This window comes from Pseudomonas sp. (genome assembly GCF_002796985.1).
Lineage (GTDB): Bacteria > Pseudomonadota > Gammaproteobacteria > Pseudomonadales > Pseudomonadaceae > Pseudomonas.
On record NZ_PEKX01000020.1, the window covers coordinates 98,394 to 110,497 of the forward strand.

Genomic DNA, 12,104 nt, shown 5'->3' on the forward strand with positions numbered 1-12,104 from the left:
CGCACCGTAATCGTGCGCACCATCGTTGCGCGCACGCACCATTGCTGACCGTTCAGACAACCGCTCCAGCCCGCGCCGGCACTGACGCGGCCCCGCACTGGCAAGCCCCTTGCTGTAGCACCGCCATTGCTACTGCCGGACGCTGCCATGCTGGTCATCCACCAACGAATCGAACCCCGCGAACACTGGGACGCCGAGCTGCGCCTGAACTACGAAGCGCGTAGCAAGAGCCGCCTGCGCTGCTTCACCCGTGATGGTGAAGACGTCGGCCTGTTCCTCGAACGCGGCCAGTCGCCGCTGACCGATGGCGAGTACCTGCTGGCCAACGATGGCCGCGTGGTGCGCGTCTGCGCCGCGCCGGAGAAGCTCCTCCACGTCACCTGCACCAATGCCCGCGAACTGAACCGCGCCGCCTATCACCTGGGCAACCGCCACGTCGCCCTGCAGGTCGGCGAAGGCTGGCTGCGCCTGCTCGACGACTACGTGCTCAAGGCCATGCTCGACCAGCTCGGCGCCACAGTGGAAGCCATCGAAGCGCCGTTCCAGCCGGAGCACGGCGCCTATGGCGGCGGGCATCACCACTCGCACCATGGCGACGAAGCCTTCAATTACGCGCCGAAGCTGCACCAGTTCGGGGTGCGGTTGTGAGCATCGCGCGCTGGGTCAACGCCCTCTCCCCAACCCTGGCTGCGCGCCCCGCTCCGAAGGGAGAGGGCGCAATCCTGCGCTCCGTGGAAGATCGGAGCCAATGAACAGCCCATCAAGCCTCTGGGCCCTGCTGCGCCTGGCCAGCCCACAGCTGCCCATCGGCGGCTACAGCTACTCCCAGGGACTGGAAAGCGCCATCGACCAGGGCCAGGTGAAGGATGCCGACGGCGCCCGCACCTGGCTCGCCGACCAGTTGCACCTGAACCTCGCACGCTTCGAGGGCCCGCTGCTGGCCGAGCTGCTGCGCGCTGCGCAAGGTGCTGATTGGGAAGCCCTGCACGATGCCGCCGAACGCCATCGCGCCAGCCGCGAGACCCGCGAACTGGGTCAGGAGAACCGGCAGATGGGCTTCTCCCTCGGCCAGTTGCTCGAAGCGCTGCCCGAACTGGACGCCCCCGCGCGCCAGTGGCTGGCCGGGCAAGCCGAGCCCTCCTTCGCCGCCGCCTGGGCGCTGGCCGCCCGCGCCTGGGCGCTCTCCCCGGAGCAGGCCCTGGGCGCCTGGCTGTGGAGCTGGCTGGAGAACCAGCTGGCGGTGCTGATGAAGACCCTGCCGCTGGGCCAGATGGCCGCGCAGAAGCTCACCTCGCAATTGCTCCCCGACCTCGACGCCGCCTGCCGGGCCGCGCTCGAAAACGCCCCCCACGGCGGCGCGCCTATCGGTCTCGCGCTGGCCTGCATGACTCACGAAACCCAATACAGCCGTCTGTTCCGCTCCTAGGAGAACTGCCCCATGAACGCTCAACCTCTTCGCGTCGGCATCGGCGGCCCGGTGGGCTCCGGCAAGACCGCCCTGACCCTGGCGCTGTGCCGCGCCCTGCGCCAGCGCTACAACATCGCCGTGGTCACCAACGACATCTACACCCAGGAGGACGCACAGTTCCTGGTGCGCAACGAGGCGCTGGAGCCGGAGCGGATCATCGGCGTGGAAACCGGCGGCTGCCCGCACACGGCGATCCGCGAGGACGCCTCGATCAACCTCGAGGCCGTGGACCAGCTCAACCGCCGCTTCCCCGGCCTCGACCTGATCCTGGTGGAGTCCGGCGGCGACAACCTCTCGGCCACCTTCAGCCCCGAGCTGTCGGACCTGACCCTCTACGTGATCGACGTGTCCGCCGGCGACAAGATCCCACGCAAGGGCGGACCGGGCATCTGCAAGTCCGACCTGCTGGTGATCAACAAGATCGACCTCGCCCCGCTGGTGGGCGCCTCGCTGGAAGTGATGGATCAGGACGCCTCGCGCATGCGCGGCGACAAGCCCTTCGTCTTCAGCAACCAGAAAACCGGCCAGGGCCTGGCCGAGATCATCGCCTTCATCGAACGCCAGGGCCTGCTGAACGCAGCCTGATGCCTTCTACCCGACCGCGGGCGGCGGCCGCCCCACCACAAGAAGCTTCACGAAAAGAAACAGGGAGTTTTCCATGCAGCTGCGCAAAGCCTTCTACAGCCTGGCACTGTTCCTCACCCCGGCGGTGGCCTTCGCCCATCCGGGCCACGGCGACCACGGCCTGATCGCCGGCATCGCCCACCCCGTCACCGGCCTCGACCACCTGCTGGCGATGCTCGCCGTCGGCCTCTGGGCGGCGCAGCAGAAAGGCGCCGCGCGGCTGGCGCTGCCCTGCACCTTCGTCGTGACCATGCTGATCGGCGGGCTGCTGGGCTTCGAGGGGTTGGAGCTGCCGTTCATGGAGACCGGCATCGCCGCGTCCGTGCTGGCGCTGGGCCTGTGCGTCGCCCTGGCGGTGCGTCCGCCGCTGTTCCTGGCGATGGGCGCCACCGCGCTATTCGCCCTTGCCCATGGCGTGGCCCATGGGCTGGAACTGCCGGACCTGAGCAGCCCGTGGCTTTACGCCGCCGGCTTCGTCGGCGCGACTGCCGCACTGCATGCGGCGGGTTACGGAATCGTTCGCCTGTTGCCGCAGGCCGCCGCGCCGCTGGTGCGATTCGCTGGCCTGGCTTCGGCGGGTGCAGGCGCCTGGCTGCTGGCGAGCTGAACGTAGAAGCGGAATTCGTCAGCTCCTACGCCACATCGCAAAAATTCCGGACCCTGTAGGAGCGAGCTTGCTCGCGAACAGCCTCGCGGCGGGGCGGGTTCGNNTCGCGAGCAAGCTCGCTCCTACAACACCAAGACCTTCTGCTTGGGGATCAGCCCTTGCGATGCACCGCAAACCCTGCCCACGCCTGGCTCACCGGCATGAGTTCGAGGGTATTGATGTTGATGTGCGGCGGCTGGTTCATGATCCAGTGGATGGTTTCGGCGATGTCCACGGACTGGATCGGCTCGGCGCCAGCGTAGGTCTTGTCGTACTTCGCCTGGTCACCGCCGAAGCGCACCAGAGAGAACTCGCTCTCGCACATGCCCGGCTCCAGATTGGTGACGCGCACACCCGTGCCTTGCAGGTCGCAGCGCAGGTTCAGCGAGAACTGCTCGACGAAGGCCTTGGTCGCGCCGTAGACGTGGCCGCCCGGATAGGGCCAGCGACCGGCCACCGAACCCAGGTTGAGGATGCTCGCACCAGGGCCATGGGCGATCAGGCGCGGCAGCAGCAGGCGGGTGGCGTACATCAGGCCCTTGATGTTGGTGTCCACCATGGTGTCCCAGTCATCCAGCTCGCAGTTCTGCGCCGGGTCGGCGCCCAGGGCGAGGCCGGCGTTGTTGATCAGGCCACGCAGCTTGGCGAACTTCTCCGGCAGGCTGTCCACCGCAGCGGCCATCGCCACACGGTCACGCACGTCGAGCACCAGCGGCAGCACCTCGGTCTGCGCGGAAAGCTCCTGGGCCAGTGCGTTGAGCCGCTCCTCGCGGCGGCCGGTGATCACCAGCGACCAGCCATCACGGGCGAAACGCCGCGCACAGGCTTCGCCGAAGCCGGAGGTGGCGCCGGTAATGAACAGGGTGGGAGTGGTCATTGCAGAGGTCCTCTAACGGGGCGCCGCCGTCGCCGGTGCATGCCGGGAAATCGTGCCGCGCGTGTTCTTGTCGGTCGGTCGAGCATAACAGCCCGAACCCGCCGCGTTGCGTTACAGCCGTGCTGGATAAAACCCGAACAGCTGCTTGAAAGCCCCATGGCTACGGGCCTGGCGCGAGTTGCACCCACCTTGTCCACAGGCTGCTCCACGGATTCTGTGGGCAAGCGGAACCCGGGTTTCCTCCTGGTCGATTTTCGAGCGCCCCGCCGCAGGCCGCGCCACCACTACGCTGGAGAAGTTCTTCCCAAGGTTATCCACAACTCTTTCAACGGCTGGCGGGGACAACTATCGGAACTGCGGAACTTTTTCGCGACGCCGTAACTGTCCATCCATACAGGGGTTGCGGGGTGATCGAACAGAAATCGACCGCCCTCGACGGCGCCTGCGGCCATGGGGCCTGGCGAGGTTCTCCCAGACGTTATCCACAGGCCCGCCCACAGATTCCTTGGATTAATTCACGGAAAGCAGCAGGCGCGCCGCGATCAGGTCTTCCAGTGCATAACCCACGGATTTGAACAGGGTGATCTCGCTGTCGTCCTTGCGTGCGCCACGACCGTGCAGAAGGTCGGACAGCTGGCAATGAATGGCGCTCTCATCGATCACACCCTCGCCCAGGGGAATCAGCAGGTCGCCTGCCTCCTCCAGTGCACCTTCGCGGGTATCGACGACGATGCGCGCGCGGCGCACGGCTTCGTTGTCGGTCTCGCGCATGCTGGGTAGGAAGGCGCCGACCAGGTCGAGGTGGCAACCCGAGCGTAGCCAGGCACCGTGGACGATGGGCTCGCGGGAGGTGGTGACGCAACTGATGCAGTCCGCCGCTGCGACGCTGCCGCGCAGATCGACACTGGCGTGGACGGGATAGCCTTCGTCCTGCAGCTGTTTCACCAGTGCATTCGCCTTGTCTTCGTGGCGGCCCCAGACGGCGATGTCCTCGTACTCGCGCACCGAGCAGTGGGCGCGAACCATGTGCGGCGCCAGGGTGCCGCTGCCGACCACCAGCAGCCGGCGCGCATCGCGGCGCACCAGGTAATCGGCGGCCAGCGCGGAGGTGCAGGCGGTGCGCCGGGCGGTCATTTCCGAGGCTTCGAGCATCGCCAGCGGGCGCCCGGTTTCGCCGTCGAACAGGCAGAACAACGCGGCCACCGCCGGCAGGTTCTTCGCGCCATTGCCGGGGAACACGGTGACCAGCTTGACGCCGATATCCTGCCCCGGCCGCCACACCGGCATGGTCAGCAGCGAGGCGTTGCCCTGCAGTTCATGGCAGCTGCGCACCGGGGCTTCGCACGCGCCGGCAAGGCCGATGCGCAGGGCTTCGATCAGCTGGGGATAACTCAGGCGTTCTGCGACGTCAGCGTTGGTGAGGAAGCGGAGGTCTTGCATGGAAACTCCTCTTCAGGAAATCGATGGATAACCGTAGGAGCGGACTCCGTCCGCGATGATCTCAGGCGCGCCGGGAAGCATCGCGGACGGAGTCCGCTCCTACGAAAGGTGATGGCGTCAGTGCCCGCCCAGATACGCGTTACGAACCTCCTGGTTACCCAGCAGTTCCGCCCCGGTGCCGCTCAGGCGGATCTCGCCGTTGACCATCACGTACCCCCGGTCGGACAGCTTCAGCGCGTGGTTGGCGTTCTGCTCCACGAGGAACAGCGTCATCCCGCTCTGCGCCAGCTCGCGCAGGGTCTGGAAGATCTGCTTGACCACAATGGGCGCCAGCCCCAGCGACGGCTCGTCGAGCAACAGCAGCTTGGGCCGGCTCATCAGTGCGCGGGCGATGGCGAGCATCTGCTGCTCGCCGCCGGACATGGTCATCGCGCGCTGGTTGCGCCGCTCCTGCAGGCGCGGGAACAGGTCGAACATGCGCTGCATGTCTTCCTCGGCGTGCGCCATGCCGACGGGAATGGTGCCCATCAGCAGGTTCTCCTCCACGCTCATGTCGGGGAACACCCGGCGCCCTTCCGGTGACTGCGCGATGCCGTTGGAGGCCACGTAGTGCGCGGACTTGTGGCGGATGTCCTGGCCCTTGTAGAGGATCGCGCCGCTGGCCGCGCGAGGCTGGCCGAAGATCGACATCAGCAGCGTCGACTTGCCCGCACCGTTGGCGCCGATCAGCGCCACGGTCTCCCCTTCGTTGACGGTCAGCGAGACTTTCTTCAGCGCCTGGATCGGCCCGTAGAACACATCGACTTCACGGAATTCCAACATCGGCGCCGTCATGCCAGCTCCTCTTCGTCTGCGCCGAGATAGGCGGCAATCACTGTCTCGTTGTGGCGGATCTCGTCCGGCGCGCCACGGGCAATCACCACGCCGTGGTCGAGCACGATAATGTGGTCGGAGATGTTCATCACCATGCCCATGTCGTGCTCGATCAGCAGGACGGTGATGCCGTGGTGGTCGCGCAGGTAGCGGACGATGCGCGCCAGCGCCTGGGTTTCGGCCGGGTTGAGGCCGGCGGCGGGTTCGTCGAGGCAGATCAACTCAGGCCGGGTGCACATGGCGCGGGCGATCTCCAGGCGGCGCTGCTGCCCGTAGGACATCTCGCCGGCCAGGCGGTTGGCGCAGTCCACCAGGTCCACCACTTCCAGCCAGTAGAAGGCGTGGTCCAGCGCCTCGCTTTCCGCGCGGCGGTAGCTGGGGGTGTTGAGCACGCCGGCGATGAGGTTGCGGTTGACGAACATGTGCTGGGCGACCAGCAGGTTCTCCACCACCGACATCTCGCGGAACAGCCGGATGTTCTGGAAAGTGCGCGCGAGCCCCGCGCGGTTCACCAGGTGAGTGCCGCCGAACATCTTGTAGAAGACGCGGTTGCCGAACTGCGCCGGGTTGACGAAGTCGCTGCCCTGGAACGGCTGGCCGAGCACCTTGATCACGTCGGTGGTGCCGCCCTGGGTGTTGAGCAGGATGTTGCCGCCGGTGGCCTTGTAGAAGCCGGTGAGGCAGTTGAACACCGTGGTCTTGCCGGCGCCGTTGGGACCGATCAGCGCGGTGATCGAGCCGCGCTCCACGTCGAGGTTGACGTCATTGAGCGCCTTGATGCCGCCGAAGTGCATCATCAGGTGCTCGACGCTGAGGATCTTGTCGCGAGAGGTATCGATGCCTGGCTCGCTCATGGCGCCACCCCCTTGCGCACGGCAAAGCCCGAGCGGCTGATACGGATCAGCCCGCGCGGCCGCCAGATCATCATCAGCACCATGAGGATGCCGAACAGCAGCACGCGGTAGTCGGCGAAGCTGCGCAGCAGTTCCGGCGCCACGGTGAGGACGAAGGCGGCGATCACCACGCCCACCGTCGAGCCCATGCCGCCCAGCACCACGATGGCGAGGATCAGCGCCGACTCGAAGAAGGTGAACGACGACGGGTTGACGAAGCCCTGGTAAGTGGCGAAGAACACGCCGGCCAGACCCGCGGTGGAGGCGCCGAGCATGAACGCCGAGAGCTTCACCAGCACATGGTTCAGGCCCATGGCGCGGCAGGCGATCTCGTCCTCGCGCAGCGCTTCCCAGGCGCGGCCGACCGGCATGCGGGTCAGCCGGTGCTTGATGTAGAGCACCAGCATGACGACGAGGAACAGCACCACGTAGATGAACAGGAACTTGAAGTTCTGGTTGTAATCGATGCCGAGGAACTCATGGATCGGCGTGCCGCCCTCCTTTGCCCGACGACCGAACTCGAGGCCGAAGAAGGTCGGCGCCGGCACCGGCATGCCGTTCGGGCCACCGGTGAAGGACAGCCAGTTGTTGAGGATCAGGCGGATGATTTCGCCGAAGCCCAGGGTCACGATGGCCAGGTAGTCACCATGCATCCGCAGCACCGGGAAACCCAGTAGCGCCCCCGCCAGAGCGGCGACGATGGCGGCCAGCGGCAGCACCGTCCAGAAGCCCAGGCCGAGGTACTGGTAACCCAGCGCGAGGCCGTAAGCGCCAATGGCGTAGAACGCCACGTAGCCGAGGTCGAGCAGCCCGGCGAGGCCGACCACGATGTTCAGCCCCAGGCCCAGCAGCACGTAGATCAGCCCGAGGATGATCACGGTGAGCAGGTACTTGCTGGCGAAGAACGGGAAGATCACCGCAGCGAGGATCACCAGCGGGACTATCCAGCGCAGGCGCGTCTTGTAGCCCGGCGGCAGCACGCTGATGCCCGAGTCCGAGGTCTCGAAACGGTCCATCACGCGGGAGCCGGCCGGGGTCTGCAGGAACAGGCTGAGCAGCAGCCGGCCAAGCATCACCGCGCCGACCATCCAGGCCAGACGGACCGGTTCGACCTTGAAGCTGTAGCCATCGAGCACGATACCGACGATGGGGCCGAAGACGATCACGGCGATCAGGCCGGCGAGCACGGTGTCGACGAGGCTCTTCTTGATATCGATGCGCGCCGTCTTGGGCGCCGCTGAAATCTGGGTCGCGGACATCATGCTTACACCTTCGAAACCTGGGGACGCCCCAGGAGCCCTTGCGGCCGGAAGATCAGGATGGTCACCAGCAGGCCGAAGGCGAACACGTCCTTGAAGTCGGTGTTGACCATGCCCGAGAACTGCGCCTCGGCCACGCCCAGGATCAGCCCGCCGAGCATGGCGCCGGGCAGCGAGCCGATGCCACCGAGCACCGCGGCGGTGAACGCCTTGATGCCGATGATGAAGCCGGCGTAGAAGTCGAAGGTGCCGTAGTTCATGGTGATCAGCACGCCCGCCAGCGCGGCCATGGCGGCGCCGATGATGAACACGTAGGAGATCACCCGGTCGGTGTTGATCCCCAGGATCGAGGCCATCTTGCGGTCCTGCTGGGTGGCGCGGCACATGCGCCCGAGCTTGGTGTACTGGATCACGTAGGTCAGCACCGCCATGCCGACGAAGGCGGCGATGAGGATGAACACCTTGGTGTAGGTCAGCTGCACGAAGCCTTCGCCGATGTGGAACTTGAAAGCGCCGTCGAGCAGGGTCGGCACGCCTTGCTGGCGAGGGCCCTGGGCCAGTTGCACGTAGTTCTGCAGGATCAGCGACATGCCGATGGCGGAGATCAGCGGGGCCAGGCGCGTGGAGTTGCGCAGCGGCTTGTAGGCGATGCGCTCGATCACCCAGCCGTACACGCCAGTGACGAAGATGGTGAAGACCAGGGTGCCGAGGATCAGCAGCGGGAACGACTGCAGGCCGAAGAAGGCGAGCAGCGCGAGGCCGACGGCCGAGAGGTAGGCGGAGATCATGTACACCTCGCCGTGGGCGAAGTTGATCATGCCGATGATGCCGTAGACCATCGTGTAGCCGATGGCGATCAGGCCGTAGACCGAGCCCAGGGTCAGCCCGTTGATCATTTGCTGGAGGAAGATACCGTCCACGATTGAGTACTCGCGCAAGCAGGGCAGGAAAGGCGGACGGCTCGCGCAATCACCGGCTCGTGACCAGCTACGCGCGTTTCGTCGACCTGCGGGAAAGCCGGCGCCGCGGGTAGCGGCGCCGGCCCGGTCAGGCGGTTACTTCTTGAACGCGTCGAGCTGGTGGTACTTGCCCTTGTCATCCCACTCGTAGACCACGTAGTCGGAGACTTTCAGGTCGCCCTTCTTGTCCCACTCCTTCTTGCCCATCACGGTCTGCACCGGGTTGGCCTTCAGCCAGGCGCTGGCCTTGGCCGGGTCGGTCTTGCCCGCGCCGTTGAAGGCGGCGGCCAGGGCCTGTACCGAGGAGTAGGCGTAGAGGGTGTAGCCCTCGGGCTCGAAGCCGTTGGCGCGGAACTTCTCCACTACGGCCTTGCCGTCCGGGATCAGGCGCGGGTCGGCGCCGAAGGTCATCAGCACGCCCTTGACGTACTGCGGGCCGCCGGCGGTGGTGACCAGTTCGTCGGTGACGATGCCGTCGTCGGACATGAACTTGGCGGTCACGCCCTGTTCACGCATCTGCCGCACCAGCGGGCCGGCTTCCGGGTGCAGGCCGCCGAAGTAGACGACCTCGGCGCCGGAGGCGCGGATCTTGGTGACCAGGGCGTTGAAGTCCTTCTCGCCACGGGTCAGGCCTTCGTACAGCACTTCCTTCACGCCGCGCTTGTTCAGCTGCGCACGGGTGGCGTCCGCCAGGCCCTGGCCGTAGGTGTCCTTGTCGTGGATCACCGCGACCTTCTTGGCCTTCAGCACGTCGACGATGTAATCGCCGGCGACCACGCCCTGCTGGTCGTCACGACCGCACATGCGGAACATGCCGGAAAGGCCGCGTTCGGTGACCTGCGGGTTGGTGGAACCGGGCGTGATGGCGATGACGCCAGCCTCGTCGTAGACCTCCGAGGCGGGGATGGTGGAGGAGGAGCAGAAGTGGCCGACCACGGCGACCGCCTTGTCCTGGTCCACCAGGCGGTTGGCCACGGCCACGGCCTGCTTCGGCTCGCAGGCGTCGTCCGCCTTCACCAGCTTGATCTTCTCGCCATTGATACCGCCGGCGGCGTTGATGTCCTCCGCGGCCTGGCTCGCCCCACGCCAGTACTGCTCGCCGAACGAGGCGTTGGCCCCGGTATGCGGTCCTGCGACCCCGATAACGACATCAGCCTGTACAACCGAAGACACGCCCAGCGCGGTGGTTACCGCCAGAGCCAGAAAGCCTTTTCTGAAAATCTTCTGCGACATGGAGTTTTGCTCCTGAGGGTTTTTGTAATGGCGCGTTGTATTTCTTGTTGGCGATTTCTCGTGTAGCCATTCAGCGACTTAGCGATTAATCGACAGCAAGCGGCGTGCCATTCGTTTTTGTTATTAACCAAGTCCTACAGTGAAAACAGCTAGAGCTGGCAGACATCAAGCGCTAGACACGTGCAACCCAGCAAAAACAGAAGGCGCAACCAATCAAGCAAAAAGGTGCAACCGACCATCCCGTGGGCTGACTTTTTCCAGCTACCACAGGCGCAACCCCAACCGTAACCATCGCTGTCACCGAACTGCACATCCGCGGTGCAGACCCGCCGGGGTAACGCACCATAAGAGGCTAGACCAAAGTGCAGCGAGCGTTGGCGGGCAACCCCGGCGGCTTGCGCCGCCGCAGCCGCGGGCTCAGATCACCACCCGCAGGCATTGCCCGGCGTGGTAGAGGGAGAAGCCGGCTTCGTACAGACAACTGCGTAGGCCCACTGCGGAGATTTCCTCCATGGGCCGCAGCGGCATCGGCAGGGCGCTGGCGTCACCGTCCAGCAGGAAGTCGGCGAAGGCCTTGCCCACCACGGTGCCGGTGGTGACGCCACGACCGTTGTAGCCGCTCATGGCGACCAGCCCCGGCGCCGGCTCGAACAGGCGCATGAGGTGGTCGGGGGTGAAGTCGATGCAGCCGGTCCAGGTGAACTCCCAGTCCACCTTGCCCAGTTTCGGGAAGTAGTGCTGCTGGATGCGGTCCGCCCAGCTCCTGAGGAACCACGCCGGCTTGCCGGTGCCCTTGCCGAGGCTGCCGAGCAGCAGGCGGCCGTCGGCATCGCGGCGGATGCTGCTGAGCACCTGGCGGGTGTCCCAGGAGCCCTGCCCGCCCGGCAGGATGCGCGCAGCTTCCGCGCCCTCCAGCGGGCGCGAGGCGACCTGGTAGTAGTAACCGGGGAAGAAGGTGCGGCGCAGTTGCGTCCACTCGCCTTCGGTGTAGGCGCTGGAGGCGATCACCACCTTGTCGGCGGTGACCACGCCACCGGCGGTGATCACGTTCCACGCGTTGCCCACGCGCACCAGGCCGACCACCGGGGAATGGTGGTACAGCTCGCCGCCCAGGCCGACCACCGCGCGGGCCAGGCCGCTGACGTAGGCCATGGGGTTGAGCGTACCGGCGCGCCGATCGAGCAACGCGCCGGCAATCTTGTCGGTGCCGCTGGCCTGCTCGCAATCCGTGCCGGTGAGCAGCTCCACCGGCGCACCACGGCGGCCCCATTGCTCGCAGCGGCTGCGCAAGTCAGCCAGGCCACGGGCGTTGTGCGCCATGTGCAGCGTGCCTTCGCGGCGCGCCTGGCAATCGATGGCGTACTGGTCAATCAGCGAGAACACCAGCGACGGTGCGTTGCCGAGCATGCGGTTGACCCGCTGCCCGACTTCCGCGCCCATGCCCGCTTCGATCTCATCCGGGGGAATCCACAGGCCGGCGTTGACCAGTCCGACGTTGCGCCCCGAGCCACCGTGCCCGGTGGTGTGGGCTTCCAGCACGCAGACCTTCTGGTCGCGCTCCAGCAGATGCAGCGCGGCGGACAGGCCAGTGAAGCCCGCGCCGATGACACACACGTCGACCTTGCGATCCCCGCGCAGCTCCGGGGCTTCCGGGCGGTCGGGAGTCAGGTGTTCCCACAGACACTCTTGGCGAAGCGACATCCAGCGATCCTTCTACGCGAACCTTTGTGAATGACTCGGTACTGCGTGTTTTTCGTAGGAGCGAGCCTGCTCGCGAACGGGTCCGCAGCGGAGCTTGTTCGCGAGCAAGCTCGCTCCTACAGGAAGAGCAA

At 66.2% G+C, this 12,104-nt stretch carries 12 protein-coding genes; 4 read left to right on the forward strand and 8 right to left on the reverse strand.

Annotation, left to right across the window (positions count from 1 at the left end; all coding sequences use genetic code 11):
* Positions 1 to 147 precede the first annotated feature (147 nt).
* From ureE to CTR55_RS22865, 4 genes are all read left to right on the forward strand, one after another.
* Positions 148 to 648: an urease accessory protein UreE gene (ureE, locus tag CTR55_RS22850; RefSeq protein WP_296289632.1), complete on the forward strand. Its 501-nt coding sequence runs from the start codon at positions 148 to 150 to the stop codon at positions 646 to 648.
* Between the two features lie 100 nt (positions 649 to 748).
* Positions 749 to 1,426 carry an urease accessory protein UreF gene (locus CTR55_RS22855; RefSeq protein WP_296289634.1) on the forward strand — a complete coding sequence of 226 codons (678 nt, stop codon included), beginning with the start codon at positions 749 to 751 and terminating at the stop codon, positions 1,424 to 1,426.
* A gap of 12 nt (positions 1,427 to 1,438) precedes the next feature.
* Entirely contained in the window at positions 1,439 to 2,053 is a 615-nt protein-coding gene (gene ureG, locus CTR55_RS22860) for an urease accessory protein UreG (RefSeq protein ID WP_296289635.1), read from the forward strand.
* A gap of 73 nt (positions 2,054 to 2,126) precedes the next feature.
* Complete coding sequence (locus CTR55_RS22865) at positions 2,127 to 2,699, forward strand: HupE/UreJ family protein (protein WP_296289637.1); 573 nt, start codon at positions 2,127 to 2,129, stop codon at positions 2,697 to 2,699.
* A 151-nt stretch (positions 2,700 to 2,850) separates the two neighbouring features.
* Here CTR55_RS22865 and CTR55_RS22870 read toward each other — a convergent pair whose 3' ends face one another.
* The 8 genes from CTR55_RS22870 to CTR55_RS22905 all read right to left on the reverse strand — a co-directional run bounded on the left by CTR55_RS22870 (position 2,851) and on the right by CTR55_RS22905 (position 11,973).
* Positions 2,851 to 3,615: an SDR family oxidoreductase gene (locus tag CTR55_RS22870; RefSeq protein ID WP_296289639.1), complete on the reverse strand. Its 765-nt coding sequence runs from the start codon at positions 3,613 to 3,615 to the stop codon at positions 2,851 to 2,853.
* 510 nt (positions 3,616 to 4,125) lie between these two features.
* Entirely contained in the window at positions 4,126 to 5,055 is a 930-nt protein-coding gene (locus CTR55_RS22875; protein WP_296289641.1) for an ornithine cyclodeaminase family protein, read from the reverse strand.
* Positions 5,056 to 5,172: 117 nt separating this feature from the next.
* Positions 5,173 to 5,889, reverse strand: coding sequence for an ABC transporter ATP-binding protein (locus tag CTR55_RS22880; protein ID WP_296289642.1), 717 nt, complete (start codon positions 5,887 to 5,889; stop codon positions 5,173 to 5,175).
* Positions 5,886 to 6,782 carry an ATP-binding cassette domain-containing protein gene (locus CTR55_RS22885; RefSeq protein WP_296289644.1) on the reverse strand — a complete coding sequence of 299 codons (897 nt, stop codon included), beginning with the start codon at positions 6,780 to 6,782 and terminating at the stop codon, positions 5,886 to 5,888. Before CTR55_RS22885 ends, CTR55_RS22880 begins: the two co-directional genes overlap by 4 nt.
* Positions 6,779 to 8,080 carry a high-affinity branched-chain amino acid ABC transporter permease LivM gene (gene livM / locus CTR55_RS22890; protein WP_296289645.1) on the reverse strand — a complete coding sequence of 434 codons (1,302 nt, stop codon included), beginning with the start codon at positions 8,078 to 8,080 and terminating at the stop codon, positions 6,779 to 6,781. Before livM ends, CTR55_RS22885 begins: the two co-directional genes overlap by 4 nt.
* Before the next feature lie 5 nt (positions 8,081 to 8,085).
* On the reverse strand, positions 8,086 to 9,000 hold the full coding sequence (locus CTR55_RS22895) for a branched-chain amino acid ABC transporter permease LivH (RefSeq protein WP_081515564.1): 915 nt from the start codon (positions 8,998 to 9,000) through the stop codon (positions 8,086 to 8,088).
* A 135-nt stretch (positions 9,001 to 9,135) separates the two neighbouring features.
* Positions 9,136 to 10,272: a branched-chain amino acid ABC transporter substrate-binding protein gene (locus CTR55_RS22900; protein WP_296289647.1), complete on the reverse strand. Its 1,137-nt coding sequence runs from the start codon at positions 10,270 to 10,272 to the stop codon at positions 9,136 to 9,138.
* A 417-nt stretch (positions 10,273 to 10,689) separates the two neighbouring features.
* Positions 10,690 to 11,973 (reverse strand): FAD-binding oxidoreductase, encoded by a 1,284-nt coding sequence (locus CTR55_RS22905; RefSeq protein ID WP_296289649.1) that lies wholly within the window; start codon positions 11,971 to 11,973, stop codon positions 10,690 to 10,692.
* Between the last annotated feature and the right edge of the window lie 131 nt (positions 11,974 to 12,104).

Excerpts from the sequence above, each read along its gene's own strand:
- CTR55_RS22875 (WP_296289641.1), bottom strand. The coding sequence starts at position 5,055 with ATGCAAGACCTCCGCTTCCTCACCAACGCTGACGTCGCAGAACGCCTG.
- livM (WP_296289645.1), bottom strand. The coding sequence starts at position 8,080 with ATGTCCGCGACCCAGATTTCAGCGGCGCCCAAGACGGCGCGCATCGAT.
- ureE (WP_296289632.1), top strand. The coding sequence starts at position 148 with ATGCTGGTCATCCACCAACGAATCGAACCCCGCGAACACTGGGACGCC.
- CTR55_RS22900 (WP_296289647.1), bottom strand. The coding sequence starts at position 10,272 with ATGTCGCAGAAGATTTTCAGAAAAGGCTTTCTGGCTCTGGCGGTAACC.
- CTR55_RS22905 (WP_296289649.1), bottom strand. The coding sequence starts at position 11,973 with ATGTCGCTTCGCCAAGAGTGTCTGTGGGAACACCTGACTCCCGACCGC.
- CTR55_RS22880 (WP_296289642.1), bottom strand. The coding sequence starts at position 5,889 with ATGACGGCGCCGATGTTGGAATTCCGTGAAGTCGATGTGTTCTACGGG.
- CTR55_RS22865 (WP_296289637.1), top strand. The coding sequence starts at position 2,127 with ATGCAGCTGCGCAAAGCCTTCTACAGCCTGGCACTGTTCCTCACCCCG.
- CTR55_RS22885 (WP_296289644.1), bottom strand. The coding sequence starts at position 6,782 with ATGAGCGAGCCAGGCATCGATACCTCTCGCGACAAGATCCTCAGCGTC.
- CTR55_RS22855 (WP_296289634.1), top strand. The coding sequence starts at position 749 with ATGAACAGCCCATCAAGCCTCTGGGCCCTGCTGCGCCTGGCCAGCCCA.
- ureG (WP_296289635.1), top strand. The coding sequence starts at position 1,439 with ATGAACGCTCAACCTCTTCGCGTCGGCATCGGCGGCCCGGTGGGCTCC.
- CTR55_RS22870 (WP_296289639.1), bottom strand. The coding sequence starts at position 3,615 with ATGACCACTCCCACCCTGTTCATTACCGGCGCCACCTCCGGCTTCGGC.